The following is a 25,524-nucleotide window of genomic DNA, read 5'->3' on the forward strand; positions in this document are numbered from 1 at the left end:
CAAGAAGGTCGGCGCCGACAAGGCCGGCGTGATCGTCACCGATCGCGGCTTCATCCCGGTCGATGCGCAGATGCGCACCAACGTGCCGCACATCTTCGCCATCGGCGACATCGTCGGACAGCCCATGCTCGCCCACAAGGCGGTGCATGAAGCCCACGTGGCCGCCGAAGTGGCCGCCGGCGAAAAGTCCGCCTTCGACGTCACCGTGATTCCGGGCGTGGCCTACACGCACCCGGAAGTGGCATGGGTCGGCTACACCGAAGCCCAGGCCAAAGCCGAAGGCAAGAAGGTCGAAACCGCCAAGTTCCCCTGGGCGGCATCGGGCCGGGCCATCGCCAACGGCGCCGACTACGGCTTCACCAAGCTGATCTTTGATGCGGAAACCCACCGCGTCATCGGCGGCACCATCGTCGGCCCCTCGGCCGGCGACATGATCGGCGAAGTGTGTCTGGCCATCGAAATGGGCGCGGATGCCGTGGATATCGGCAAGACAATCCACCCGCACCCGACCCTCGGCGAGAGTATCGGCATGGCCGCTGAAATCGCCCACGGCAGTTGTACGGATGTGCCGCCGGCACGGAAGAAGAAGTAAGGAAGCAACGGCGCCGCCTCAATCGGGGCGGCACTAAAGAGAAACGGCGACCTGCGGGTCGCCGTCTCCTTTCTCTACTTCAGCTTGCGTTCGCTCCGCACATATATGGCTCAATCGCCCTAAATTTCCCAGCCTTACTCACCTCTCGCCGGATCGCAAAGCGCCCTAAAGCCTCTGTCGGATCAACGTCTTTCAGACACGCGAAGTTGATTCCGGACCACTCGTCCCGCTTGACCGACACCGAGTAAAGATACTGATCTTGGATCTCACCAGTCGAGGCATCTGGCCGCTGCGTGTAGCCAGACAAAACGACTTCCTCGACCTTTGGAAGAATACAAAAAACTTCACCGATGATCCGGAATGCAATGCCATGGACATGGCGCATGTACAACTGTTGTTGGCGAGTTGCCGACAGTTCCTTAATAGATAGTTTGTATCCCCGGGACGGGACCGTAGCGGTCTTGCTAGGAAGATTTTCGATCTCAGGCAGATCAACATCGATCATGACCAAGCTGCCGTCGTCTCTAATTTCTGACGACAACAACGTCTCCCTCGGCCAAACAATATCCATTAGGGTGTCCTCGAGAACAATCTCCATGGCTGCCAAATCGAAATGCACCTTCTCTTCGAATAAAGCCTTTCGCACTCGCTCCCGGGCATTGTGTTCACGCAACCGCTCCGTCCAACTTTCAAGTTCGCATTGATATGCAGATCGAGACTTCTCGTTCAACTCATCAACTTCTTTTCGTTTGGACTTGAACAATTTGGCTAATAGACCGTACCTAACAGTCACCGGATCAACTGGTTTAGGGCTTTGAAACGGTATTGACGTGTACATCGGCGGTTCGAACGGTGACGGGGTCGAGAGGTGGATCTCTTCAAGCGAGGAAATCCTTTCATTGATTTCATCGCAAGCTGTCTGCAGTAACGTCCGAATTTCGTCCTTGCCTTGCTCCTTCGTCTGCTTTACGAGCTGCTCACTAAGGGGATTGCCATCCGCATCCTTAAAAATGACGGTTCCGTCATCCTCCACGGACACCGAAACCGACATCTCGGCAGATCCTCTTTCACGTCCACCTGAGGCGCCATGAAGCGAACCCACTCCGACGCGCTCCCTAGCATAGAGGCCGGTTCCGGGGACACCCATGTTCATATACGTACCCCGCCGCCCACCAAAGGTCATCGACGCACCACGCGGACCAGCGGACACACTCAATCCACTTCCGCTAGCATTGAGATGCACTCCGGGCGCGAGCTTTATCCGCCTCCTGAATCTAATTCCCATACATCCCCCTTTCTTATTCAAACCCGCGGCGCGCGACAAGCCTCATTCTCACGGAATAATTCTGGTTCGTCCATAAGCGATTGACATTGAGCCCTCGCGGGTCAAAAAAGCGCAGCGCCTTCCGACGCCAATGACTCCCGGCACCGCAAAACCGGCGGATGACGCTGCGCTTATCCGCCCTACACGGCTGTCGGTGTAAACTCGGGGCTTCACCCGACACTGCCGAGACCCCCGACATGCGCAAACGCGACACCACGCTCTCCACTGACCAGAAAGCGCTCGCCATCAACCTCGACAAGTTGAAGTACGGCTCCATCGTGGAGATCGGGGCGGGTCAGGAGGTGGCGCGGCGGTTTTTTTCGGTGGGTGCGGCGGCGGGAACGATTGCCAAGACCATGTCGGCCTACGACATGGCGGTGAGCGACGATATTTACGGGCATGTGGATCGCTATGTGAGCCGGGCGCGGCTGCTGCAGATGCTGGACAAGGAGTTCAGCCAGGTGGTGGAGCGGCTGGCGCATGTGCGGGCGAAGAACACGACCTTTTTTGCGTACGCGGCGACGGTGACGGCGCGCAGCTTCAAGCAGGCAAACGAGTGTCACGGCTGGGTGGGCTTGCGGGTGCAGCTGCATCCGGGCGCCGAGCCGAGTGATGTGATCATGCATGTACGCATGCTCGACAACGACAACGCGCTACAGGCCGAGGCACTGGGCATTCTGGGTGTGAACCTGATCCACGGCGCCTTCCATCATTATCAGAACCCCGAATGGGTGGTCGAGTCGCTGGCCGACGGGCTGGGTTCGGACCGCATCGAGGTGGACGTGATCCACTTCTCCGGCCCCTATTTTGAGGAGGTCGAAAACCGGTTGATGAACCTGCACCTGATCCGCAGCTGGCTGACCCGGGCGGTGGTTTTCAACCCGGCCGGTGAGGTGGTGGTGCCGGGCGAGCTGCTGTACCGCAAGCCGGTGATGGTGATGCGCGGCAGCTTCAAGCCTTTGACGCTGGTGAACGTGGACATGATGCTCGCCGGCCAGAAGCAGTTCAGCCAGCTGGCAGCGGTGGATGAGAAAGAGGTAGTGTCGCTGGCCGAGATCACCATGAATTCGCTGGCCTCGGGCGACAACGTGGATGGGGCGGACTTCCTCGCCCGCATTGACCTGCTGGCCTCGCAGGGCTACACGGTGATGATCTCCGACTACCTGCGCTTCTTCCGCCTGCGCGCCTACCTGCGCCGCTACACGCAGAAGCCGATCGGCATCGTGCTGTCGGTGCGCGACTTCGCCTTCCTGTTTGACGAGCAATACTACGAAGGCATGGAGGGCGGCATTCTGGAGGCTTTCGGCAAGCTCTTTCCGGACAACACGCATGTGTACGTGTACCCCTCGCGGCCGCGCGGTGGCGAGCCGACCGATCTGGTGACGCTGGATAATGTCGAGGTGCCCGCCAAGCTGCGCCACCTGCTCGCCTACCTCAAGGAAAACGACAAGCTGCTGGCCGTGCAACCGCTCGACGAAAGCCATCTGCACATCGACGTGACCGAGGTGCTCGCCGGGCTGCGCAGCGGCCGGGGCGACTGGGAAGAAGATGTGCCCGAATCGGTCGCGCAACGCATCATGGACGGACGCTTGCTGGGCTTCGATACCGAGTAAGCGCCCCCCTGCATCACAATAACGGCGACCCACGGGTCGCCGTTTTTTGCGCCGTCAGCTCAAGGCAGCGGCAGCCGCCGCTGGTGCTTGATCGACTTGAGCGAGAAGCTCGAATAGATCTCCTTCACCCCCGGCAGCGTGCGCAACACGTTGCGGGCGAATTCGCCGAAGGCTTCGAGATCGGTGGCCACCACTTCGAGCATGAAGTCGTAGCGCCCCGACACGTTGTGGCAGGCCACCACCTGCGGGATGCCTTGCACCGCGACCTCGAAAGAATCCCCCACATCAATGCGGTGGTTCTCCAGCATCACGCTCACGAAAGCGGTCACGTCATAGCCGAGGCGGCGCGGGTCGAGTTCGGCGTGGTAGCCCCGGATCACGCCGGACTCTTCAAGCGCCTTAACCCGCCGCCAGCAAGGCGACGAGGTCAGCGACACCTGCTCCGACAGATCAGCGACGGTGACCCGCGCGTCGTTCTGCAAACTTATCAGAATTTTCTTGTCGATCTTGTCCATGGGCAAATCCTCCCAACACAAAGCCATTTGCTTTGCTTTTCATGCGCCAATGAAAGCATATCGCGCATGATTTCGGCAATTTTTAACAAGCATGGATCACTAAAGTAGACGCATTGGCCAGCAGGTCACCCCCCAACAAGGAAGCCCCATGTCACACGCGTCCCGCCCCCAAGGTTTCGCCACCCGCGCCATCCACCACGGCTACGATCCGCTCGACCACCAGGGCGCACTGGTGCCCCCGATCTACCAGACCTCCACCTTCGCCTTCGGCAGTGCCGAGTACGGCGCGGCCTGTTTCGCCGGCGAGGAAAAAGGCCATTTCTACACCCGCATCTCCAACCCCACGCTCGCCCTGCTCGAGCAACGCATGGCCACGTTGGAAGGCGCCGAGGCGGCCGTGGCCTTTGGCTCGGGCATGGGCGCGATCACCGCCACCTGCTGGACACTGCTGCAACCGGGCGATGAACTGATCACCGACACCACGCTGTATGGCTGCACCCATTCGTTCTTCATGCACGGCCTGCAACGCTTTGGCGTCAAGGTCACGCGCATCGACATGACCGACCCGCAGGCGCTGGCTGATGCCATCTCCAGCAAGACCCGCCTGGTGTATTTCGAGACCCCAGCCAATCCCAACATGCGCCTGGTCGACATCGCCGCCGGCAGCGCCATCGCCCATCGCCACGGCGCGCTGGTGGTGGTCGACAACACCTACTGCACGCCTTACCTTCAACAACCGCTCTCGCTGGGCGCCGACGTAGTGGTACATTCGGCCACCAAATACCTCAACGGCCATGGCGATGTCACCGCCGGCATCGTCGCCTGCAACGCCGAGCTGGCCATGCGGGTGCGCCTCGAAGGCCTCAAGGACATGACCGGCGCCGTGCTCTCGCCCAACGACGCCCACCTCATCATGCGCGGCCTGAAAACGCTGGCGCTGCGCATGGACCGCCACTGCGAAAACGCCGAAGCGATTGCGCGCACGCTGGCCTCGCATCCGGCCGTCGACAAAGTGTACTTCCCGGGGCTCGAGAGCGACCCCTTCCACGCGCTCGCCAGCCGCCAGATGAAGCGCTTCGGCGGCATGATCGCCTTCGAACTCAAGGGCGGCCTGGACGCCGGCCGGAGCTTCATGAACCATCTGAGCCTGATCACCCGCGCGGTCAGCCTGGGCGACGCCGAATCGCTCGCCCAGCACCCGGCCAGCATGACGCACTCGACTTACACGCCCGAAGAGCGCGCAGCGGCTGGCATCCCCGAGGGGTTGGTGCGGCTCTCTGCCGGGCTGGAGGATATCGAAGATCTGATCGCCGACATTGAACACGCGCTGGCGGCCTCGCAGCTGCGCGCGGCGGCCTGAGAACTTTCAGGGAAAGAATTCAGGACGAGGCGCGCCAGCGCGCCGAAACGACACCGCCGCACTCAAACCGAACTCAGCAACAGACTCGTCTCACTATTGAGCACGCCATCAATCATGCGCACCTCGCGCAGCACGCGGTCGAATTCGGGCAGGCTGACGGTCTGGATTTCGGCAATCAGGTCCCACGTGCCATTGGTGGTGTGCAGCGTGTGCAGCTCGGGCATGCCGCGCAGGCGGCGGATGACCTGCGCAGTCGATTTGCCGGCAATCTCGATCATCATCAGGGCGCGCACCGCGCTGTCGGGGTAGTCGCGACCCGCGCGAATCGTAAAGCCCAAAATCGCGCCCGATGCGAGCAAACGATCCAGCCGGTTCTGCACGGTGCCGCGAGACACTTTGAGAATATCCGCGAGCTTGGATAGCGGCGCCCGGCCATCGGCACGCAAGAGCGCGATCAGTTCATGATCGAGTGAATCGAGTACCTGTCTGGTTTCGTTCATCGGCCTTCCTGACCTCAGATTGCGTTGTTGATCATTTCCTACTGACGATTTTTACAAAATTACATCACTACTTACAAGTGTTTGTGATTTTTATTGAAATCGCAACTGCCTAAACTCTCCGACATGCCACACCAAGCAAACCGTGGCGATCAAAGACGAGGAGAGAAAGATGCAGTCCAAGAATGCCAAATCGCTGAACCTGATCCATTTCGTGAGCGTGGACGACATGATGAAAATCGTCTTGGAGATCGGCGTCGAAAAAACCATTGCCGGCGTTGCCGCGCAGATTGAACACGACTTTCGGCGCTGGGCGCTGTTCGACAAAACGCCGCGACTCGCAGCGCACTCGGACCACGGCGTGATTGAACTGATGCCGACCAGCGATGGCGAGGTTTACGCCTTCAAGTACGTCAACGGCCACCCCAAGAACATGAAGGAAGGGCTGCAGACGGTCACCGCGTTTGGCGTGCTGTCCGACGTCGGCACAGGCTACCCGGTGCTGTTGTCCGAGATGACGATTCTCACCGCGATCCGCACCGCCGCCACCTCGGCCATGGCCGCAAAGGTTCTGGCACCGGCCGGCGCGCGCTGCATGGCGATGATCGGCAACGGCGCGCAATCCGAATTTCAGGCCATGGCCTTCAAGACGCTGCTCGGTATCGACACCCTGCGCCTGTACGACATTGACTCGTATGCCACCGACAAGTGCGCAGCCAATCTTGCGAACCGCGGCTTTCAGATCATCAAATGCGCTTCAGCAAAGGAAGCAACCGAGGGCGCGCAGATCATCACGACCTGCACCGCCGACAAGCAATACGCCACGATCCTCACCGATGACATGGTGGGTGCCGGCGTGCACATCAACGCCATTGGCGGCGACTGCCCGGGCAAAACGGAGTTGCAGCGCGAGATCCTGCTGCGCTCGGACATCTTTGTCGAATACACCCCGCAGACGCGTATCGAGGGCGACATCCAGCAACTGCCGGCAGATCATCCCGTTACCGAGTTGTGGACGGTGATGACTGGCGACGCCCCGGGGCGCACTCATGCCGAGCAGATTACCGTTTTCGACGGTGTCGGCTTCGCCATCGAAGACTTCTCGGCCCTGCGCTATCTGCACGCACAGCTTGAAGCGACCGGCCACTTCGAACGCCTCGACATGATCGCCGACCCCAACGAGCCTCGCGACTTGTGGGGCATGGTCATGCGCGCTGCCAAGACCGCCTCAAAAGCGGCATAAGCCCACACCCCCTGCCCGAATCCGCCGACGAGCCAAAAGCACCGGCGGATCATCCATTGACCGCCCCGGGAGACACCTCAGTGCAAAGACGCAGCGCCCAAGCCCCTTCGGCCATCATCATGATCCGGCCGCACCACTTCTGGCCGAACGCAGAGACGGCGGCAGACAACGCCTTCCAGCAGCCAGCAGACGGGCGCGACCCTGAGGCCATCGCGCGCGACGCCTATGACGAAATGACGCGCGCCGCCGAGATCATGGAAGCGCACGGCGTGCAGGTACATATTTTCGACGACACCACCCGCGACACGCCCGACTCGGTGTTTCCCAACAACTGGTTCTCCACCCATCCGGGCGGCCATGTCGCGATCTACCCCATGTTCGCCCCCAACCGCCGGCGCGAGCGGCGCGCGGACGTCATCGAGATGCTGAAGCGCGACTATCGCGTGCAGGAGGTCGTCGACTACTCCGGGCTGGAGCCAGACCGTCTGTTTCTGGAAGGCACTGGCGCGATGGTGCTCGACCATATCGAGCGCATCGCTTACGCCGTCCAATCCAACCGCGCCGACCCCGTCGCGCTGGAGCGCTTCTGCTCGCACTTCGGCTACGAGCCCATGGTGTTTGCAGCGCATGACGCGGGCGGCGTGCCGGTGTATCACACCAATGTCCTGATGTGCATCGCGACCGATTTCGTCATGATCGGGCTGGACATGATCTCCGACCCTGCACGACGCGAAGAGATCGTCGAACGCTTCACCGCGTCTGACCGCGTCGTGGTCCCCCTCACCAATGCGCAGATCGCACATTTCGCTGGCAACGCCATCGAGCTGCAGGGCAAGAACGGGCGTCTCCTCGCCCTCTCTGCCCGAGCACACAGCGCCTTGACGGCGGAGCAGCGCGCATTGCTCTCCAACAGCGTTGAACTGGTTCCGCTCGACGTCCCCACAATCGAAATGGCGGGCGGATCGGTGCGTTGCATGATGGCAGGCGTGCACCTCGCGAGACGACCGTCGCCAAAAAAGTGATTTTCCCTATTAAAAACGCGATTTGCGGGATTTCCACTTGGGGTTGATCGATACAGTGCGCACCAATCGCGCCAGATCATCTGCGTAACAAATAATCGCTGCATAAAGCACTTACTCGAGACAAACACGCCCTCCTCCGCGCATGCCAAAGCCGGTAGCGCAACGCACCGTTTTACCTGCAGCACCGTTTCGCTCACAGCCCCCTGAGCCATCAAAAAGTTGGCCGGCTTCGGGGATTGGTGGTTCGCGCGAACCACGCCGAAGCGAACCCCTATGGCGCCCATGAAGGCGCCAGTCGCGTTTTGAAAAGCAGGGCAAAGACCCTGGTAGCAAACGATCTGTCGCAGCACCGACGACAGCCGACAGATCGATTTTCGTAATACAACTGGAGACACTCCATGCGCTCAGTCCCAGGACACACCAAGTACGTCGCCATGTCCGTGCTGCTCGGTCTGTTCAGCATTTCCGCGTTCGCCGAAGACATTGATGCCGCTGCGACACCTTCTTCAATGACTACCTCGGCTGGTTTGCCAGCCTGATCTTTACCTCCGTTCCGGTCGGTGACACCAGCTTCCCGCTGATCGCCGACTGGCTGCTGATCGCCGCCCTTGTGGTCACGCTGTACTTCGGCTTCCTTCAGTTCCGCAAGTTCAAGCTCGCGGTCGACATCGTCAGCGGTAAGTACACCGACCCCAGCCACAAGCATGACGGCGAGCTGTCGCACTTCCAGGCACTGGCCACGGCCCCGCCAGGCACCGTCGGTCTCGGCAATATTGCCGGCGTGGGCGCGGCCCTGGCCATTGGCGGCCCCGGCGTTCTGGATGATCATGGTCGGCTTGTTCGCCATGGCCTCCAAGTTCGCCGAGTGCACGCTAGGCGTTAAATACCCTACGGTGCTGCCTTCCGGCGTGGTTTCTGGCGGCCCGATGTACTCCCTCAGCCGTGCTCTGGCCGAGCGTGGCATGGCCCGCTTCGGCAAGATGACAAGATGATGTTCTGCGCCTTAATCATCGTCGGCTGCGCAACCGGCTTCATGTGAAGCGCTACAGCATCATTCGAAAAACTGACAGCCTGACCTGGCCTGCATCAAGGCGGACAGAAGCACAACAAAACGACTTCCGGCCCGAAGCACGCCGCCCGCAGACTGGATAAGTGACATTACGTATTCCGTTACGGAGCGCTTTGAGACACTATGCTTGTGCCCAATGCTTCAAAGCGGGCTCAAAGTAACCAGAGGAGGTTACGAGCCTACAGTGGCAGGTCCGGACAAAACGATTCGGGCATGACCTATATAACGTTGTGGAGGAGTCCAAATGCGCAAACATGTAATCGCGATCGCAGCAGCTGCAGTCCTGGCAGGCCAAATCGGTGTCGCTCAAGCCGAAGGCGCGTGCGATGACGGTGAGGTGGTCATCAAGTTCGCCCACGTGACCAACACCGACAAGCACCCGAAGGGGATCGCTGCGGAGTTGCTGGCCAAGCGGGTCAACGAAGAAATGAACGGCAAGGCCTGCATGCAGGTGTATCCGAACTCCAGCCTGTACAACGACGACAAGGTGCTCGAAGCGATGCTCAGCGGCGACGTGCAGCTGGCTGCCCCGTCGCTGTCGAAGTTCGAGAAATTCACCAAGAAATTCCGTCTCTTCGATCTGCCCTTCCTGTTCACCGATATTGATGCGGTTGATCGCTTCCAAAACTCGGCCGACGGCCAGAAGCTGAAGGAATCGATGAGCCGCCGTGGTCTGACGGGTCTGTCCTTCTGGCACAACGGCATGAAGCAGCTGTCGGCCAACAAGCCGCTGGTCACGCCGGAAGATGCCAAGGGTTTGAAGTTCCGCGTGCAAGCCTCTGACGTGCTGGTCGCTCAGTTCGAGCAACTCGGTGCCAACCCGCAGAAAATGGCCTTCAGCGAAGTGTACGGCGCGCTGCAGACCAAGACCATCGACGGCTGCGAGAACCCCTGGTCCAACATCTACGGCCAGAAGTTCTTCGAAGTTCAGGACGGCATTACCGAAACCAACCACGGCGTGCTGGACTACCTGGTTGTCACCTCGACCGAATGGCTCAAGAGCCAGAAGCCGGAAGTGCGTGACCAGTTCCTGAAGATCCTCGGCGAAGTCACCACCGAGCGTAACGCCGCCGTCAAGAAAGTCGACGAAGACAACCGCCAGAAAGTCATCGAAGCCGGTTCGACCGTGCGTACGCTGACTGCTGAACAGCGCCAGGCGTGGGTCGAGGCGATGAAGCCGGTGTGGAAGAAGTTTGAGGGCGACATCGGGGCTGACCTGATGGAAGCCGCTCAGAAGGCTAACAAGGGCTAAGCCCGTGGGGCGCGAGGGCGTCCCATCTGCGCCATCCGTATGCGCGGCGAGCCTGGCTCCCCGCGCATATTTTTGGCCCAACCTTTGATAAAACGGAGAGGGAGATGACTGGAGAACCGAGCCGATTTTCCCAGGCAGTGGAAAGCGCTGAAGAGACATTCATCGCGGTCACTCTGGGATTCATGACGCTGATCACGTTCGCCAACGTGGTTGCGCGCTATGTCTTCAACAGCAATATTTTGTGGGGGCTGGAAGTCACGGTCGTCCTGTTCGCCTGGCTGGTGCTCGTCGGCGCCGCCTACGGCGTCAAACGCACATTCCACATCGGCGTGGATGTCATCATCAACCTGCTGCCTCCGCCGGTGAAAAAGGTGTTTGCCTTGCTGGCCGTCGGCGCGAGCCTGCTCTTCGCCGTGCTGCTGCTCAAAGGCGCTTGGGAATACTGGTATCCGTTTGCCTCCGACCGTATCTGGATGGAAACCGACGATATCCCGATGCCGGGTTTCCTGGCCTGGATTGGCCCGATCATCAACGAGGGCGAAGCTTACGAGAAGATGCCGCGATTCGTGCCCTACTTCGCACTGCCGCTGGGCATGGCCCTGTTGGTGCTGCGTTTGCTGCAGGCGGGCTATCACGTACTGACCAATCAGCGTGACTCGATCATTGCCGCGCACGAAGTTGAAGACATGATCGAAGACGCGGTGGATGCCCACGCAGACGGTCACCATCACAACTCGGACCGCGCCATCGCCAAGATGAATGCGGGCGCTCAGACCAACAAAAAGGAGCACTGACCGATGGATCTCGCAATTCTCTTCGGCATGGTCATCGGCTTCATGCTGATCGGCGTGCCCATCGCCATCTCGCTCGGTCTGTCGAGCATTCTGTTCCTGATGTTTCACTCAGACGCCTCGCTCGGCTCGGTGGCGCAAACGCTCTTCACCACGTTTGACGGCCACTACACGCTGCTGGCGATCCCGTTCTTCATCCTCGCCTCGAGCTTCATGTCGACGGGTGGGGTGGCAAACCGCATCATCCGCTTCGCCATCGCCATGGTCGGCTCGATTCGTGGCGGTCTGGGCATCGCATCGGTGGTCGCTTGCATGATGTTCGCCGCGCTGTCGGGCTCCTCGCCTGCCACCGTGGTCGCCATCGGCTCGATCGTCATCGCAGGCATGGTGCAGGCGGGTTACAAAAAGGAGTTTGCCGCAGGTTTGATCTGTAACGCGGGCACGCTGGGCATTCTGATTCCGCCGTCGATCGTGATGGTGGTCTATTCCGCCGCCACCGACGTGTCGGTTGGCCGAATGTTCCTCGCGGGCGTCGTTCCGGGCTTGCTCGCCGGCTTCATGCTGATCATCGCGATCTACATTGCGGCGCGCATCAAGAACCTGCCCAAACAGCCCTTCCCCGGCTGGGGCGAGGTGTTTACAGCAGCGCGCGACGCCGGTTGGGGCCTGTTCCTGATCGTGATCATTCTTGGCGGTATCTACGGCGGCATCTTCACACCGACCGAAGCGGCTGCGGTAGCAGCAATCTACGCCTTCCTGATCGCCAACTATGTCTACCGCGACATGGGGCCGTTTGCAGATGAAAACAACCATCGCAATCCGCTGTTCAAAGTGCTGGAAGTGTTCTGGCACCAGGACACCAAGAAGACCCTGTTCGAAGCGGGCAAGCTGACCATCATGCTGATGTTCGTGATCGCCAACGCGATCATCCTGAAGCATGTGCTGACCGAGGAGCGCATCCCCCAGGCCATCACCGAGGCCATGCTCTCGGCCGGCTTTGGCCCGATTGCCTTCCTCATCGTGGTCAACATCATCCTGCTCATCGGCGGTCAGTTCATGGAGCCGTCGGGCCTGCTGATCATTGTGGCACCGCTGGTCTTCCCGATCGCCATCCAGTTGGGCATCGACCCGATCCACCTGGGCATCATCATGGTGGTGAACATGGAAATCGGCATGATCACACCACCTGTTGGCCTGAACCTGTTCGTCACCGCGGGCGTCGCCCAGATGTCGGTGATGAACGTGGTCAAGGCGGCCCTGCCCTGGGTCGCGATCATGATGCTCTTCCTGATCATCGTCACCTACGTACCCTGGGTCTCGACCTGGCTGCCGACGCTGATGATGGGCCCGGAAGTCATCATCCAGTAAGTCTGAGCACTCGAACAGAACAAACCCCTGCCTCGGCGGGGGTTTGTTTTTTGGCGTGCCGACAAACTGGCACTGAAGCCCACCGAGCGTCGGCCGTCGTGTTGGCGTGGCCACCTACCCGACCATCAGACGCACCCCAGCACCAGCCAGGCAGTTGGTTGTGACGCGTCCGACAATGCAAAACGCCCGGCACTGGCCGGGCGTCCGAAGCGCTACTGCAGAACCGGGCTTTACTTCGCCTTGAGCGGGAAAAACAGCTGTTCGCCGTGCAACTTGTAATCGGCGATAGCCTGATGTCCGGCATCGGAGGTGATCCAGTTGATGAAAGTCTCCGCCGCGGCCTTTTTGACATGCGGATGCTTCACCGGGTTGATCAGAATCACGCCGTAGGGGTTGTAGAGTGTCGGGTCACCCTGGAACAGAATCTTCAGATCCTGGCGGTTCTTGAAGTTGGCCCAGGAGCCGCGGTCGCTCAAGGTATAAGCCCCCACGCCCGCTGCCATATTGAGCGTCGCGCCCATGCCCGAGCCCGAGGCCTTGTACCAGGCCTGTCCTTCCGGATTCTTGCCCGCCGCTTTCCAGAAACGCATTTCCGCCGAGTGGGTGCCACTGCGGTCAGCGCGCGAAGCGAAGGCATTGCCGCTGTCAGCGATCTTGCCAAACGCATCGTCAGTACTCTTTGCGGCAGCAATGCCCGCAGGATCGGCCGCCGGACCAACCACGACGAAGTCGTTGTACATCACGTCCTTGCGATACGCCCCGAAGCCCTCGGCGACAAAGGCTTCTTCTTTGGCGCGGTCATGCACCAGCAGCGCGTCTGCGTCGCCGCGCTTGCCGACATCGAGCGCCTGACCGGTGCCCAGTGCAACGACCTTTACCTGAATGCCGGTGGCCTTCTCGAAGATCGGCAGAATGTAGCCGAACAAGCCCGAGTTTTCAGTGGACGTCGTCGAAGCCAACGTAATGGATTCGCCGGCCTGCACCGTCATGGCCGTCGCACTCAGAATCAGCGCTGGAAGCAGACGTTTCAAAAAGCCAGATGCCATGGGAGTTCTCCTTGAATGAACTGCCGCGCCTCCACCGAGGACGGCTGGGAAAAGAAGCGACGCACCGACACATGTTCACGTACCCGGCCCCCGGCCAGAAACACGATGTCATCGGCCAGACGCGTCGCCTGACCGAGATTATGCGTTGTCATTAATATTTTTGTACCTTCCGTGCGGATCTGCCGCACGATGCGCTCCACCGCTTCGACCGCCGAGGGGTCGAGACTGGAGGTCGGCTCATCCAGCAAAAGCAGGCGCGGCCGGGTCAGCCACACCCGGCCCAGCGCCAGACGTTGCTGCTCACCGCCCGACAATTGCCTGGCGTTATCGTTGGCCCGATCAGCCAGCCCGATCTGCTCGAGCATGGCCATTGCCGCCATGCGTCGCTCGCGTGCGCCGACCCCGCGCGGTACCAGCCCCAAGGCGATGTTGTCGATCACCGAACTGCGCAGCATGACCGGATGCTGGAAGACCATGCCGACCGCCAGCGGATCAAAGCTGCCGCCGCCCCAATCGATCACCCCTCCCGTGGACGGCAACAGACCGCAGATGGTCCGCAGCAGCACGCTCTTGCCCGCACCATTGGGCCCGAGCACCACGGTGATACCCTCGCCCGACAGGGTCAGATCCACCCCATCGAGGACAGCCCGACCATTGGGTCGAAACACCACATCACGAAGCCGCAACGGGAACAGGCTCATTCGAATCGACGCATCACCGAGGTGCGCAAGGCGAAGGCCCCGGCGTTGAGAAACAGGATCAGCGCCAGCAAAACCATGCCCAGCGCAATCGCCAGCGGGAGATCACCCTTGCTGGTTTCGAGCGCAATGGCGGTGGTCATGACGCGGGTACTGCGGTCGATATTGCCGCCGACGATCATCACCGCCCCCACTTCCGACATCGCGCGGCCCAGACCGGCCAGCACCGCCACCGATAGCGAAAACCGGCAATCGTGCAGCAGCACCCGCACTGTGTCGCGCCAGCCAAAGCGCAGCGCGGCCAGCTCTTCACGGTACTGCCGCCAAGTATCTTCGACCACTTGCCGGGCGATCGCCGCCATCAGCGGCACCACCAGCACCACCTGAGCAATCACCATGGCCGATGGCGTATACAACAGGCCGAAGTCGCCCATTGGCCCGGAGCGCGACAACACGAGATAGACCACCACCCCCACGACCACCGAGGGCAGCCCCATGAAGCCGTTAACGATGACGGCCGCCGTCTGCTTGCCGGGGAAGCTCCCAACGGCCAGGCACGCGCCCAGCGGCAGTCCGATAAACGTGCCGATCAAGACGGCCAGGCCGCTCACCTGAAGTGAGAGCAGGACGATCTCGAACACGCGCGCGTCGAAGTCCCACAACAGCGAAAACGCGTCGGCAAACGCCTGTGAAAATCCGCCCAAAGCGCCTCAGCCTCCGCCGCGTTGCATGGCGCGATCCAGCCGCGCGATCAGGGCCGCGCGCGCCGGCAATTCGCCCGCCAAAAACTCAAATCGGGTCGCCAGCACCGGCAACGCAAACAGACCGATCCGCCGTGCCGACTGCGGTACCGCGGTGATCTCCAGGCGCACCTCGCCCGCGCTCACGCGAAAGCGCCCCGCTCCCAGCGACTCGACGCCGCCGGGCAATGCCGCATGCAGACTCCGCTCAAACTCCTGCGCGCTGGCCCCGACTTCGCGCGAGAATGTCTCCAGTGACGGGGGGGTAAACGCCAAGATCAGCCTCCGGCCACTGGCGGCCAGATGGCCAGTTCATCGTTTTCTTCCAGCACATGGCTCGCCCGCGCGGCCGGTGGAATGAAACGCCCATTGACCAGCACCAGATGCGCGCTTTTTTCAGGCACCCGGTACTGATCAATGACCGTCTGAATCGTGGTGCCTGCCGGCAGATCCAGATCGACGATATTGCCTTTTCGATCGGCCGGCAGGTAATCGGTCAATGACGCAAACAACTTGAACTTCAGCTTCATGCCACCGCTCGATTCAAGGCGGTGGATTGCGTCACCGCCACGTAGGCCTCAAAGAACGCGTGTGGATTGTGAAGCAGGCGCTCTTTCCAGAGCCCGAGATGCAGCTGCCCCTGGATCAACCCCCGCAGCGCCCCCACGTGATCGGTAAGCCCGATGGCGGTCGCACCAATCAGCACATCGTCCTTGAACTGCAGGCTGATGTAGCGATACCCCGCCTCGTCGCATTGCTCGACGCTCTGCCCGTCCTTGTCGCCCCACCATTGACCGAAAGACGTCGAGATCAGTCCGAGCGTGTCGAGCACGTTGATGGCTAAAACGCCCGGCAGCTGCGCCTCACCGCCCGCCATGTTGATCGCGGCAATGCGTGCCTGGTCGGCCGCATTGGGCTGGATGGCCGACACCAGATGCGCACCGGTAAACAGATCCGGCGCCTCGGCCACGTCCCCGGCCGCGTAGATGCCCGGCACCGACGTTTCCATGCGCGAATCGACGATCACGCCCTTGGCCACGTGCACCCCGGTCGCTTCCAGAAAGCCGACATTCGGCGCCACGCCGGCGGCGACAATCACCACGTCGCAAGGCAGATGCTCGCCAGTGGACAGCTGCACATTCAGGGGTGCATCGCCGGTGCCGGTGTCGATACGCTCAACGCCCGCCGAGGTGCGAACGGCGATGCCCTTGGATTCCACCCAGCGCTTGATCATGCCGCCAGCGGTCGGGGTCATCATGCGCGGCACCATGCGGTCACCCATTTCGACCACGGTCAGTTCCACGCCCCGTTTGGCCAACGCTTCCATGATGATGCAGCCGATGAAACCCGCGCCGAGCTGCAGCACCCGGCTGCCGGGCTTGGTCAGCGCGGCGATGGCGCGCGCGTCTTCAAGCGTCCAGCAAGTCTGGGTTTGCGGGCGGTCAATGCCGGGGATGGGCGGACGCACGGGGTGCGATCCGGTGGCGATCAGCAGGCGATCGTAGTCTTCGTGGCTGCCGTCGTGAAACAACACGCGCTGTTGCTCACGGTCGACCGACACCGCACGGCCCGGCTTCAAGCGAATGCCCAGCGATTCGAAATGCCCGGTGCGTTTGCGCAGGTAGGTGCCGGACTCGTTGATGTTACCTTCGAGCAGATACGGGATGGCCATGCGCGAATACGGCGGCGCGTCTTCACTGCCAGCCATCACGATCTGGCCAGCCGGATCGGCCTGGCGCAGGGTTTCAGCGGCAATCACCCCGGTGGGTCCATTGCCCAGAATCAGATATTTCATGAAGAACTCCTCATACGCAGGATCGGCCCGCCCGCCCCAAAGGCAAGACGAGCCGACAGCAAGCGGAACCGGTCGCGGCCTTCACCGCGACCGGCACTCAGGTCAAGACAGGAATCAGAGCCCGAGTCGGCCGGCTGTTTCCTCGGTGACCACGCCGTCCGGCGTCCAGCCGCGTATCTGGTAATACTCCGGAATCATCTTGTCGATGCCGCTCACCAAGCCCTTGGCCGGGCCCGTCTGGGCAGGCTCGGTCTTCAAGCGTGGCGGCAAGTCGTCATCCTTGCGGGTGAAACCTGCGGCCGTGTTGAACTGCCGCTCCATGTTCCAGATGCGCTCACCAACCAGGTTGAGTTTCTCCATGGACCAATCACCGTCGCAGGCCGCCTGCAGCTGCGGTTGCACATCGGCCAGTGTCCAGGCAAAAGACGTGAACACGCAGATGCCCGCCGAGTCGAAGATCGCCGTCGCGTCCTGGAACGCCTTGACCAACTCCGGTTTGCCTTCGGTAACGAGCGGATCGGTCTTGACCGGAATGCCCAGCACCTCGGAGGCCACGGTGTAGCTGCGCAAATGGCAGGCACCGCGATTGGAGGTGGCGTAAGTCAGACCCATACCCTGGATGCCGCGCGCGTCATAGGCCGGAAACTCCTGCCCTTTGACCGTCATCGACAGCTCGGGGTGGCCGTATTTTTCGCACAGCCGCTTGGAGCCCTGGCCGATTTCCACGCCAAAGCCTTCACCCAGCGCGGTCATCTCGGTGAACCGTGCCAGCGCCTCCGCCGAACCAAAAGGCGCGTCGACGCCGATCTGCTCATTGGTCAGCACGCCCATTTCGTAGAGCTCCATTACCGCACCGACGGTGGCGCCGAAGGAGATCGGGTCCATACCTTGCTCGTTGCAAAGCAGGTTGGCGTACTGCAAGGCTTCGATATCGCCCACGCCGTTGGCGGCACCCAGCGCCCAGGCGGCTTCGTACTCCAGACCGCCCGACGCGCCCCAGTATTCGGGCTTGTTGACGACAGTGAAATGGCCCTTGTCGATCTCGGATATCCGCCCGCAGGCGATGGTGCACCCGAAACAGGCTGCATTGGTCACCAGTTGCGACTTGCCGTCCGACGCACGCTTCTCGTGCATGGCTTCGGCCGAAATCTTGGCTGCATCCTCAAACTGCACATCTTTGTGGTTGCGCGTCGGTAGCGAGCCCATCTCGTTGATCACGTTCATCAACACCTGGGTTCCGTACTTGGGCAGGCCCTCGCCCGTCACCGCGTTGTCGGCGAGTACTTTCTTGGCCGCGGTGGTTGCGGCCATGAAACCCTTGAAGTCCTTGATGCCGCCAACACCCTTCGTGCCGCGCAACGCCACGGCTTTCAGGTTCTTGGAGCCCATCACCGCGCCCACGCCGGAGCGGCCGGCGGCCCGGTGCAGATCATTGACCACACAGGCATACAGCACTTGATTTTCGCCCGCCCGGCCAATCGAGGACACGCGGATCTGCGGGTCCTGATGCTGCTTCTTGATGGTCTCTTCGGTTTCCCAGCAGGACTTGCCCCACAAACCGCTGGCATCGCGCAGCTCGGCCCGGTCATTTTCGACGTACAAATACACCGGTTTTGGCGACTTGCCCTCAAAGATGATCATGTCCCAGCCGGCGAACTTCATTTCGGCGCCAAAGAAGCCACCGGAGTTCGAACAGGCGATGGCGCCAGTGAGCGGCCCCTTGGTCACAATGGTGTAACGCCCGCCGGTCGATGCCATGGTGCCGGTCAAGGGACCGGTGGACATGATCATTTTGTTGTCCGGCGATAAAGGATCGACCTTCGGGTCGATTTCGCTGATGAGATATTTGCTCGCCAACCCGCGTGAGCCGAGATATTCGTCGGCCCACTGCATGTTCAGCGGCTCGGGGGTGCACGTGCCCTGAGTGAGGTTCACGCGCAGGATTTTTCTAGCCCAGCCCATGGTTCCGTCCTCCTCACGTTGCCGGCGTGGCAGTGTTGGCCTTGGCCGCCCACTGTCGCATCTTGTCGAGCCCGGTCCAGTCGGCGTCGATATACGTGATCGCGCTGGTCGGACAGGCCGCAGCACAGGCCGGGTTGTCATCGCACAGGTCACATTTCTGGACCTTGCCCGAATCCTGCTCGTAGTTGATGGTGCCGAAGGGACAGGCGATGGTGCATACCTTGCACCCGACGCAGATATCCTCATGGACAACCTTGGCGCCCGTTGCCGCATCGAGCCGGATGGCATCAACCGGACAGGCGTTCATGCACCAGGCTTCGGCGCACTGGGTACAGGTGTAGGGCACCTTTTTGCCCTCTGCTTCGAAATTGAATACCTTGATCCGCGACTTGGACGGATTGAAGACCCCATGGTGCTCATACGAACAGGCCATCTCGCATTGCAGACAGCCCGTGCATTTGGCGGGGTCAATGTGAAGAGACTTCAACATCGGCCGACTCCTCCTGACAGGTTGAGATCGGGCGGGTGGTCTCTGGCGGACCAAACAATAATCCTCGCAGTGCAGTCAGCTGCGGGACATTCCTGCATGCGCCCGTTTATTATTCTCCCTCACGCGCCTGCTCAGCACGACGCGATCGAATTCTCAGCATACGCCCACGGACTTGATTGTCAACGCACCGAAAACCGCGCCGGATGGCGCTTTCAGACTCGATTGCCTACTATTCATCTGGACGCAGTGCAGCACGTTTGCCTATGCAGTTTACGTTCAAAAAAATGAGACCAGATCATGACACGCCCAACCGACGCCCCTGCTGCTGCGCGAACCGCGCTCGATGTTGAGGAAGCACGCGCACTCATCCATGCCGGGCTGGCGCCAGTACAAGGGTGGGAGCAAGTCGCCATCCGCGACGCACTCGGCCGCGTCCTCGCCCAAGACGTTATTGCGCCGCACAATGTCCCCGCTCATGACAACTCCGCCATGGACGGCTACGCCATTCGTACCGACGACTGCCACGCCGGCGCGTCGCTGAACATCGTCGGTACCGCCTTCGCGGGAAACGCCTTCTCCGGCATCGTCGGACCGGGTCAGGCGGTGCGCATCATGACCGGCGCGATGGTGCCGCGCGGCGCCGACTGTATCGTGCCACAAGAAGACGTCCAGGCCGACAAGACCAAGGTTCAGATTCCGGCCGGCCGCAAACCCGGCCAGAATGTCCGCCGCGCCGGCGAAGACCTCGCCCTGGGCGAGCCGGCCCTGTCTGCCGGCAAGCGTATCGGCCCGGCCGAACTCGGCCTGATCGCCTCGCTGGGCATTGCCGAAGTTCTCGTCTATCGCAGGCTGCGCGTCGCGTTTTTCTCGACCGGCGATGAAGTCGCCTCGATCGGCAAACCGCTCGCCCCCGGCCAGATCTACGACAGCAACCGCTACACGCTCTATGGCGTACTGACCCGGCTCGGCTGCGACATCCTCGACATGGGGGTCATTCCCGACCGTCCCGAAGCGCTCGAAGCGGCCTTTCACGATGCGGCCACCGCCGCCGACGTGATCCTCACCTCCGGCGGTGTGTCGGTTGGCGAGGCGGACTTCATCAAGGAAATGGTCAATCGACTGGGCGAAGTCGCCTTCTGGAAGATAAACATCAAACCGGGCCGGCCGATGGCCTTTGGCAAGCTCGACACCACCTGGCTGTTCGGCCTGCCGGGCAACCCGGTCGCCGTGATGGTCACCTTCTACCAGTTTGTGCAGGACGCCCTGCTGGCGCTGATGGGCGTCAGCCCCCTGCCAACACGGCCCACGCTGGCCGCGCGCTGCACCATCGAGATCCGCAAGCGCCCCGGCCGACGGGAATTCGTCCGGGCCATCGTCCGCGCGAGCGCCGATGGCTGGGAGGTATCGCCCACCGGTGCCCAGGGCTCCGGCGTGTTGCGCTCGATGTCAGATGCCAACTGCTTCATCGTGCTGCCCGAGTCCCGTGCCGATGTGGCCGCAGGTGACGCGGTCGACGTTCAGTTGTTCGACGGCCTGACCTGATCCGCCGAGCGACCAAACAACAACGCCGGCATGTGCCGGCGTTGTTGTTTTGGATGACAGACTCACTTCGCGCCGATCACGAGCTCGACCCGACGATTGCTTGCACGGCCTTCCCGCGAGCCGTTGTCAGCCACCGGCTCGTCTTCGCCACGCCCTTCTGAAGACAGGCGCTCCTCGGCGACACCCCGCTCGATCAAAGCACGCGCCACCACGGCGGCGCGCGCCTCGGACAGCGTCTGATTGTAGGCGCCATCCCCGGCGCTGTCGGTATGCCCGACCACCCGCGCATGCACCTGCGGCACCGTATTGAGTGCGCCGGCGAGACGATCAAGCGCATCGGCAGCGTCGGCATTCAATTCGCTGCGCCCCGACTTGAAGCTCATCGCACCGGGCAGCGTCACGCGCAAGCCATCACCCAATGCTTCGACGCCAAGTCCGACATCTTTCAGCCCGTCCGCCTCCGCCGACAACAACTGCATGGGCGTCTTTCCGGGCTCAGCCCGCGGTGCGGCAGCCGGTGCTGCCGGCTCTCCGGACGACTGGGGGGCGGTTGCGCAAGCGGACAACAAACATGCGCTCAGCGCAATGGCGATCAAGGACGACTTCATGGAAAGAACCTCGTGACGAGTGAATATAGGGGTCCGCGCTTGCGACACCGGGGATTCAACAGCCCACGGCCAGCGCCTCCTGGAATACTCCAGCTGGGCTCGCATCATACACGCCAACAAATGTCATTTCCATATGACAAACAGTAATTTATCGCTATGCCAACGATCAGCGAAAGAGCGCCGCCCCGCCCGTGCGCAGAAAAACAAATGCCAGAGACGCGTCTCTGGCATTTGTTTTACAACAGACACGAACCCGCTGGTTCGCGTCAGCGGGCGGTTCAGCCGCGCGTGGCAGCAAGCGCAGCGTTCAGCGTCGTGCTCGGGCGCATTACCGTCTTGGTCTTCTCGGCGTCGGCCATGTAATAGCCACCGATATCGACCGGCTTGCCCTGCACGGCGCTGAGTTCGGCAAGAATCTTCGCCTCGTTGTCGGCCAGCGACTTGGCCAGCGGGGTGAAGTACGCTTTCAACTCGGCGTCTTCGTCCTGTGCCGCCAGGGCCTGCGCCCAGTACATGGCCAGGTAGAAGTGGCTGCCGCGGTTGTCGAGCTCGCCGGTCTTGCGCGATGGCGATTTGTCGTTGTCGAGCAGCTTGCCCGTGGCTTCGTCCAGCGTCTTGGCGAGCAGCTTGGCCTTGGCGTTGCCTTCCTTGATGCCGAGGTCTTCAAGCGACACGGCCAGCGCGAGGAACTCGCCGAGCGAGTCCCAACGCAGGTGGTTTTCTTCAACCAGCTGCTGCACGTGCTTGGGCGCGGAGCCGCCGGCACCGGTTTCGTACATGCCACCGCCAGCCATCAGCGGAACGATGGACAGCATCTTGGCCGAGGTGCCCAGTTCCATGATCGGGAACAGGTCGGTCAGATAGTCGCGCAGGATGTTGCCGGTGACCGAAATGGTGTCCTGGCCGCGAACCACGCGCTCCAGGGTGTAACGCATGGCGCGCACTTGCGACATGTGCTGGATGTCGAGACCGGTGGTGTCGTGATCCTTCAGGTAGAGCTCGACCTTCTTGATCAGCTCGTTCTCGTGCGGACGGTAGGGGTCGAGCCAGAACACGGCCGGCATGCCGGAGTTGCGCGCGCGGGTGACGGCGAGTTTGACCCAGTCGCGGATCGGGGCGTCCTTGACCTGGCACATGCGCCAGATGTCGCCCTCTTCGACGTTCTGCGATAGCAGCACTTCGCCGGTGTCCAGATCGGTGATGTTGGCGACGCCGGCCTTGGGGATCTCGAAGGTCTTGTCGTGCGAGCCGTATTCCTCGGCCTTCTGCGCCATCAGACCGACGTTGGGCACGGTGCCCATGGTCTTAGGATCGAAGTTGCCGTTGGTTTTGCAGAAGTTGATCATCTCCTGGTAGATACGGGCAAAGGTCGACTCCGGCATCACGGCCTTGGCGTCTTTCTGGCGACCATCGGCACCCCACATCTTGCCGCCCGAGCGGATCATCGCCGGCATGGAGGCGTCAACGATGATGTCGTTGGGCGAGTGGAAGTTGGTGATGCCCTTGGCCGAATCGACCATCGCCAGTTCGGGGCGGTGCTCGTGGCAGGCGTGCAGGTCTTCGATGATCTCCTCGCGCTGCGAGCGCGGCAGATTGGCGATCTTGTCGTACAGGTTGACCATGCCGTTGTTGACGTTGACACCCAGCTCACGGAACAGCGCGGCGTGCTTCTTGAAGGCGTCCTTGTAGAAGATCCGGACGCAGTGGCCGAAGACGATGGGGTGCGACACCTTCATCATCGTCGCCTTCACGTGCAGCGAGAACATCACGCCGGACTGGCGCGCGTCTTCGATCTGCTCTTCGTAGAAGTCGCACAGCGCTTTCTTGCTCATGAACATCGAGTCGATGATCTCGCCGTCGAGCAACGCCACCTCGGGCTTGAGCACGATGGCTTCACCTTCCTTGGTGATCAGCTCCATCTTGACCTTACGCGCACGGTCGAGCGTCATCGACTTTTCGCCGTGGTAGAAGTCGCCATGCTTCATGTGTGAGACATGGGTACGCGAGGCCTGGCTCCACTTGCCCATCGAGTGCGGGTGTTTCTTGGCGTAGTTCTTGACGGCAGCCGGCGCACGGCGGTCGGAGTTGCCTTCGCGCAGCACCGGGTTGACGGCGGAGCCCAGGCACTTGCCGTAACGGACCTTGATCGCTTTGTCTTCCTCGGTTTTCGGCGCTTCCGGGTAGTCAGGGATCGCGTAGCCCTTGGACTGCAATTCCTTGACGCAGGCCATCAGCTGCGACACCGAGGCGCTGATGTTCGGCAATTTGATGATGTTGGTGTCCGGCTCCTGGGTCAGACGGCCCAGCTCGGCGAGCGTATCCGGCACCTTCTGCTCGTCGGTCAGGAATTCGGAGAATTCAGCCAGCACCCGCGCTGCCACCGAGATATCGCTCGTCGTCACGTCGATGCCAGCCGGCGCGGCGAACGTCCGGATAATCGGCAGCAGGGAGCACGTCGCCAACAAGGGCGCCTCATCGGTGAGGGTGTAGATGATCGTCGGACGCTTCGTAGTCATGCATTTCTCCCTTGTTTTATATCGTGGCGCAAAGCCAACCGGATACCGCAACCAGCCTAGTTTGCCCTAAGCGCTCCGTATTCGCATTCAGGCAAGTCAAGGCGAAGGCGTAATTATAATGCCGGATCCTTACGTCTCGCTGGCAATCATATAGATGACTGACCGCCGGTTATCACTGGGGGCATTTTCTGCCAACCATGCACCAAAATGAAGCGGCGTTTGCCGTGCGGATCGACATCGGGCTTCGGCCCACTTCGCTCAGCGAATCGTGACAGTGTCGCTACGAGTATCGCCCCGGTTGTCGCGCCATGACACGCTCACCGTCTCGCCCGGCGCGCCGCCGGCAAACGAAAACACCAGATACGGGTCGCGCGACACCGACGGCCCGAAGCGCGCCTGCAAGACCACACGGGCGTCGTGCAACACCGTCAGGTCGGTGATGTAATGCGCCGCCACCAGCGCGCCCTCGGGCAGGCGCCGCCGCCCGGTTTCCATCGGGTGTGCCGCCATCAGACGCACTTGCGTCACGCCTTCTGCCACCGTCGCCCGGATCCGTACGGGATCGCTCATTGTTCTGTCCTCATTGCGGTCAGCCGCAACCGCCCTGCACAATCTTGATCTCGCGCCGCGCCAGCGCAAAACCACCATCGGCCTCAACCACCGCAATCACATGACTGGTTTGCGCCATCTTGATCCGGGTCTGCAAACGCGGCAAGGTGCCTTCGGGCAACGCAAACACCGCCGCCAAGGTGGTCGGGTTCTGATCGACGAGCAGCGCGATTTGCCGCGTGCCCGGCAGGCGGGAGATCACCTCGACCGACACCATCGCACCGTTCTCGACGATCTCCGCCGCGACGATCTCGATCGCATCGCTCGCGCGCCCCCCGGCCGCACCCAGTGCTTCCATCACCGCGTCGACGCCATGAATCGAAAACACCGATGCCGCCGTCGCCGCCGACACCGGCAGCACGCCGGCGGCAACCAGCCAGGCGAGCACGCCCGCGCGCCCGCCTGTTTTCAGCGCCAACCGCCGTGACCGATCCATACCCTCTCCTGCGCAAAATTGCTGTCCATTCGCCGCGTATCGTGCCATAGCCCGCGTCGCCGCAGCGTCAACCGGTATCATGACGGCCATTCGTTCCTGACTCGGGAGACCGACTTGAAGCTGATACGGCCACTGACTTTGATCTGGCTAGCCGCCTTGGCGCCAAGCATTCACGCGGGCGGCATGCCTATCGACAAGGGTCGCACGCTGGCCGCCACCTGCGCCAATTGCCACGGCACGGACGGCCACAGCGTCGGCGGCACCGAAAGCCTCGCCGGCGTCCCGCGCGACACGCTGCTGCGCAAGCTGTCCGCCTTCAGCCGCGGCGAGAAGCCCGCCACCATCATGCATCAGATCGCCGAGGGCTACACGCCAGAACAACTCACGCTGATCGCCGAGCATTTTGCCGCCCAACGCGCCCGCACAGGACACTGAG

The 25,524-nt window shown here is 61.5% G+C and carries 26 protein-coding genes and 1 pseudogene; 12 read left to right on the forward strand and 15 right to left on the reverse strand.

The window, feature by feature from the left end; genetic code table 11:
* Positions 1–592, forward strand: a 592-nt coding sequence (locus FHP89_RS10665) for an FAD-dependent oxidoreductase (RefSeq protein ID WP_186300418.1), incomplete at its 5' end; no start/stop codon positions are given.
* A gap of 79 nt (positions 593–671) precedes the next feature.
* Here the strand turns inward: FHP89_RS10665 and FHP89_RS10670 are convergent.
* Positions 672–1,877: a DUF4236 domain-containing protein gene (locus tag FHP89_RS10670; protein WP_144179792.1), complete on the reverse strand. Its 1,206-nt coding sequence runs from the start codon at positions 1,875–1,877 to the stop codon at positions 672–674.
* A gap of 236 nt (positions 1,878–2,113) precedes the next feature.
* On the opposite strand from FHP89_RS10670, the gene FHP89_RS10675 reads away from it, so the two are divergent.
* Positions 2,114–3,529, forward strand: a complete 1,416-nt coding sequence (locus FHP89_RS10675; protein WP_144179793.1) for a TonB-dependent receptor — start codon at positions 2,114–2,116, stop codon at positions 3,527–3,529.
* 59 nt (positions 3,530–3,588) lie between these two features.
* On the opposite strand, the gene FHP89_RS10680 is transcribed toward FHP89_RS10675, so the two are convergent.
* Positions 3,589–4,044 (reverse strand): Lrp/AsnC family transcriptional regulator, encoded by a 456-nt coding sequence (locus FHP89_RS10680; protein ID WP_222105367.1) that lies wholly within the window; start codon positions 4,042–4,044, stop codon positions 3,589–3,591.
* Between the two features lie 148 nt (positions 4,045–4,192).
* Here FHP89_RS10680 and FHP89_RS10685 point away from each other — a divergent pair, with 148 nt between their 5' ends.
* Entirely contained in the window at positions 4,193–5,404 is a 1,212-nt protein-coding gene (locus tag FHP89_RS10685) for a methionine gamma-lyase (RefSeq protein WP_144179795.1), read from the forward strand.
* A gap of 62 nt (positions 5,405–5,466) precedes the next feature.
* Here FHP89_RS10685 and FHP89_RS10690 read toward each other — a convergent pair whose 3' ends face one another.
* Entirely contained in the window at positions 5,467–5,904 is a 438-nt protein-coding gene (locus FHP89_RS10690; protein ID WP_144179796.1) for an Lrp/AsnC family transcriptional regulator, read from the reverse strand.
* 169 nt (positions 5,905–6,073) lie between these two features.
* On the opposite strand from FHP89_RS10690, the gene FHP89_RS10695 reads away from it, so the two are divergent.
* From FHP89_RS10695 to FHP89_RS10720, 7 genes and pseudogenes are all read left to right on the forward strand, one after another.
* The gene (locus tag FHP89_RS10695) at positions 6,074–7,144 is read left to right on the forward strand and encodes an ornithine cyclodeaminase (protein ID WP_144179797.1); all 1,071 of its coding nucleotides are present in this window, start codon (positions 6,074–6,076) and stop codon (positions 7,142–7,144) included.
* A 119-nt stretch (positions 7,145–7,263) separates the two neighbouring features.
* On the forward strand, positions 7,264–8,166 hold the full coding sequence (ctlX, locus tag FHP89_RS10700; protein WP_144179798.1) for a citrulline utilization hydrolase CtlX: 903 nt from the start codon (positions 7,264–7,266) through the stop codon (positions 8,164–8,166).
* A gap of 398 nt (positions 8,167–8,564) precedes the next feature.
* Entirely contained in the window at positions 8,565–8,705 is a 141-nt protein-coding gene (locus tag FHP89_RS20930; protein ID WP_186300420.1) for a hypothetical protein, read from the forward strand.
* A gap of 71 nt (positions 8,706–8,776) precedes the next feature.
* A pseudogene (locus FHP89_RS10705) lies at positions 8,777–9,158 on the forward strand (alanine:cation symporter family protein).
* A 321-nt stretch (positions 9,159–9,479) separates the two neighbouring features.
* Complete coding sequence (locus FHP89_RS10710) at positions 9,480–10,487, forward strand: TRAP transporter substrate-binding protein (RefSeq protein ID WP_144179799.1); 1,008 nt, start codon at positions 9,480–9,482, stop codon at positions 10,485–10,487.
* 104 nt (positions 10,488–10,591) lie between these two features.
* A complete protein-coding gene (locus FHP89_RS10715; RefSeq protein WP_144179800.1) occupies positions 10,592–11,281 on the forward strand; it encodes a TRAP transporter small permease in 690 nt (229 codons plus the stop codon).
* A 3-nt stretch (positions 11,282–11,284) separates the two neighbouring features.
* Entirely contained in the window at positions 11,285–12,646 is a 1,362-nt protein-coding gene (locus tag FHP89_RS10720; protein WP_144179801.1) for a TRAP transporter large permease, read from the forward strand.
* Positions 12,647–12,876: 230 nt separating this feature from the next.
* Here the strand turns inward: FHP89_RS10720 and FHP89_RS10725 are convergent, their stop codons facing one another.
* From FHP89_RS10725 to FHP89_RS10760, 8 genes are all read right to left on the reverse strand, one after another.
* Entirely contained in the window at positions 12,877–13,692 is an 816-nt protein-coding gene (locus FHP89_RS10725) for a substrate-binding domain-containing protein (RefSeq protein ID WP_144179802.1), read from the reverse strand.
* Positions 13,674–14,393, reverse strand: a complete 720-nt coding sequence (locus FHP89_RS10730; RefSeq protein ID WP_144179803.1) for an ATP-binding cassette domain-containing protein — start codon at positions 14,391–14,393, stop codon at positions 13,674–13,676. The genes FHP89_RS10725 and FHP89_RS10730 overlap by 19 nt, the downstream gene beginning before the upstream one ends.
* Complete coding sequence (locus FHP89_RS10735) at positions 14,390–15,094, reverse strand: ABC transporter permease (RefSeq protein WP_144179804.1); 705 nt, start codon at positions 15,092–15,094, stop codon at positions 14,390–14,392. The genes FHP89_RS10730 and FHP89_RS10735 overlap by 4 nt, the downstream gene beginning before the upstream one ends.
* A 6-nt stretch (positions 15,095–15,100) precedes the next feature.
* Positions 15,101–15,406 (reverse strand): hypothetical protein, encoded by a 306-nt coding sequence (locus FHP89_RS10740; protein WP_246116192.1) that lies wholly within the window; start codon positions 15,404–15,406, stop codon positions 15,101–15,103.
* A 2-nt stretch (positions 15,407–15,408) separates the two neighbouring features.
* Positions 15,409–15,660, reverse strand: a complete 252-nt coding sequence (locus FHP89_RS10745) for a MoaD/ThiS family protein (RefSeq protein WP_144179806.1) — start codon at positions 15,658–15,660, stop codon at positions 15,409–15,411.
* Entirely contained in the window at positions 15,657–16,925 is a 1,269-nt protein-coding gene (locus tag FHP89_RS10750) for an NAD(P)/FAD-dependent oxidoreductase (RefSeq protein WP_144179807.1), read from the reverse strand. Before FHP89_RS10750 ends, FHP89_RS10745 begins: the two co-directional genes overlap by 4 nt.
* A gap of 114 nt (positions 16,926–17,039) precedes the next feature.
* Positions 17,040–18,887 (reverse strand): aldehyde ferredoxin oxidoreductase family protein, encoded by a 1,848-nt coding sequence (locus FHP89_RS10755; RefSeq protein ID WP_144179808.1) that lies wholly within the window; start codon positions 18,885–18,887, stop codon positions 17,040–17,042.
* Positions 18,888–18,900: 13 nt separating this feature from the next.
* Positions 18,901–19,377, reverse strand: coding sequence for a 4Fe-4S dicluster domain-containing protein (locus FHP89_RS10760; RefSeq protein ID WP_144179810.1), 477 nt, complete (start codon positions 19,375–19,377; stop codon positions 18,901–18,903).
* 297 nt (positions 19,378–19,674) lie between these two features.
* On the opposite strand from FHP89_RS10760, the gene moeA reads away from it, so the two are divergent.
* Positions 19,675–20,919, forward strand: a complete 1,245-nt coding sequence (moeA, locus tag FHP89_RS10765; RefSeq protein ID WP_144179812.1) for a molybdopterin molybdotransferase MoeA — start codon at positions 19,675–19,677, stop codon at positions 20,917–20,919.
* 62 nt (positions 20,920–20,981) lie between these two features.
* On the opposite strand, the gene FHP89_RS20935 is transcribed toward moeA, so the two are convergent.
* The 4 genes from FHP89_RS20935 to FHP89_RS10785 all read right to left on the reverse strand — a co-directional run bounded on the left by FHP89_RS20935 (position 20,982) and on the right by FHP89_RS10785 (position 25,088).
* Positions 20,982–21,398, reverse strand: a complete 417-nt coding sequence (locus FHP89_RS20935; RefSeq protein WP_186300421.1) for an OmpA family protein — start codon at positions 21,396–21,398, stop codon at positions 20,982–20,984.
* 407 nt (positions 21,399–21,805) lie between these two features.
* Positions 21,806–24,043, reverse strand: a complete 2,238-nt coding sequence (locus FHP89_RS10775; RefSeq protein ID WP_144179816.1) for an NADP-dependent isocitrate dehydrogenase — start codon at positions 24,041–24,043, stop codon at positions 21,806–21,808.
* Positions 24,044–24,301: 258 nt separating this feature from the next.
* Positions 24,302–24,613: a thiosulfate oxidation carrier complex protein SoxZ gene (gene soxZ, locus FHP89_RS10780; protein ID WP_144179818.1), complete on the reverse strand. Its 312-nt coding sequence runs from the start codon at positions 24,611–24,613 to the stop codon at positions 24,302–24,304.
* A gap of 19 nt (positions 24,614–24,632) precedes the next feature.
* Positions 24,633–25,088 carry a thiosulfate oxidation carrier protein SoxY gene (locus tag FHP89_RS10785; protein WP_186300422.1) on the reverse strand — a complete coding sequence of 152 codons (456 nt, stop codon included), beginning with the start codon at positions 25,086–25,088 and terminating at the stop codon, positions 24,633–24,635.
* A 183-nt stretch (positions 25,089–25,271) separates the two neighbouring features.
* Between FHP89_RS10785 and FHP89_RS10790 the strand changes: the two genes are divergently transcribed.
* Positions 25,272–25,523, forward strand: coding sequence for a c-type cytochrome (locus FHP89_RS10790; protein ID WP_222105368.1), 252 nt, complete (start codon positions 25,272–25,274; stop codon positions 25,521–25,523).
* The last annotated feature ends 1 nt before the right edge of the window (position 25,524 follow it).

The sequence above is a fragment of the Denitromonas ohlonensis genome (assembly GCF_007625205.1).
GTDB lineage: Bacteria > Pseudomonadota > Gammaproteobacteria > Burkholderiales > Rhodocyclaceae > Nitrogeniibacter > Nitrogeniibacter ohlonensis.

Bases quoted from the DNA above. Each gene is read 5' to 3' on its own strand.
- FHP89_RS20930 (WP_186300420.1), top strand. From the start codon at position 8,565: ATGCGCTCAGTCCCAGGACACACCAAGTACGTCGCCATGTCCGTGCTG.
- FHP89_RS10720 (WP_144179801.1), top strand. From the start codon at position 11,285: ATGGATCTCGCAATTCTCTTCGGCATGGTCATCGGCTTCATGCTGATC.
- FHP89_RS10785 (WP_186300422.1), bottom strand. From the start codon at position 25,088: ATGGATCGGTCACGGCGGTTGGCGCTGAAAACAGGCGGGCGCGCGGGC.
- ctlX (WP_144179798.1), top strand. From the start codon at position 7,264: ATGATCCGGCCGCACCACTTCTGGCCGAACGCAGAGACGGCGGCAGAC.
- FHP89_RS10745 (WP_144179806.1), bottom strand. From the start codon at position 15,660: ATGAAGCTGAAGTTCAAGTTGTTTGCGTCATTGACCGATTACCTGCCG.
- FHP89_RS10715 (WP_144179800.1), top strand. From the start codon at position 10,592: ATGACTGGAGAACCGAGCCGATTTTCCCAGGCAGTGGAAAGCGCTGAA.
- FHP89_RS10725 (WP_144179802.1), bottom strand. From the start codon at position 13,692: ATGGCATCTGGCTTTTTGAAACGTCTGCTTCCAGCGCTGATTCTGAGT.
- FHP89_RS10710 (WP_144179799.1), top strand. From the start codon at position 9,480: ATGCGCAAACATGTAATCGCGATCGCAGCAGCTGCAGTCCTGGCAGGC.
- FHP89_RS10760 (WP_144179810.1), bottom strand. From the start codon at position 19,377: ATGTTGAAGTCTCTTCACATTGACCCCGCCAAATGCACGGGCTGTCTG.
- FHP89_RS10670 (WP_144179792.1), bottom strand. From the start codon at position 1,877: ATGGGAATTAGATTCAGGAGGCGGATAAAGCTCGCGCCCGGAGTGCAT.
- FHP89_RS10750 (WP_144179807.1), bottom strand. From the start codon at position 16,925: ATGAAATATCTGATTCTGGGCAATGGACCCACCGGGGTGATTGCCGCT.
- FHP89_RS10680 (WP_222105367.1), bottom strand. From the start codon at position 4,044: ATGGACAAGATCGACAAGAAAATTCTGATAAGTTTGCAGAACGACGCG.
- soxZ (WP_144179818.1), bottom strand. From the start codon at position 24,613: ATGAGCGATCCCGTACGGATCCGGGCGACGGTGGCAGAAGGCGTGACG.
- FHP89_RS10675 (WP_144179793.1), top strand. From the start codon at position 2,114: ATGCGCAAACGCGACACCACGCTCTCCACTGACCAGAAAGCGCTCGCC.
- FHP89_RS20935 (WP_186300421.1), bottom strand. From the start codon at position 21,398: ATGCAGTTGTTGTCGGCGGAGGCGGACGGGCTGAAAGATGTCGGACTT.
- FHP89_RS10690 (WP_144179796.1), bottom strand. From the start codon at position 5,904: ATGAACGAAACCAGACAGGTACTCGATTCACTCGATCATGAACTGATC.
- moeA (WP_144179812.1), top strand. From the start codon at position 19,675: ATGACACGCCCAACCGACGCCCCTGCTGCTGCGCGAACCGCGCTCGAT.
- FHP89_RS10730 (WP_144179803.1), bottom strand. From the start codon at position 14,393: ATGAGCCTGTTCCCGTTGCGGCTTCGTGATGTGGTGTTTCGACCCAAT.
- FHP89_RS10775 (WP_144179816.1), bottom strand. From the start codon at position 24,043: ATGACTACGAAGCGTCCGACGATCATCTACACCCTCACCGATGAGGCG.
- FHP89_RS10755 (WP_144179808.1), bottom strand. From the start codon at position 18,887: ATGGGCTGGGCTAGAAAAATCCTGCGCGTGAACCTCACTCAGGGCACG.
- FHP89_RS10695 (WP_144179797.1), top strand. From the start codon at position 6,074: ATGCAGTCCAAGAATGCCAAATCGCTGAACCTGATCCATTTCGTGAGC.
- FHP89_RS10790 (WP_222105368.1), top strand. From the start codon at position 25,272: ATGCCTATCGACAAGGGTCGCACGCTGGCCGCCACCTGCGCCAATTGC.
- FHP89_RS10685 (WP_144179795.1), top strand. From the start codon at position 4,193: ATGTCACACGCGTCCCGCCCCCAAGGTTTCGCCACCCGCGCCATCCAC.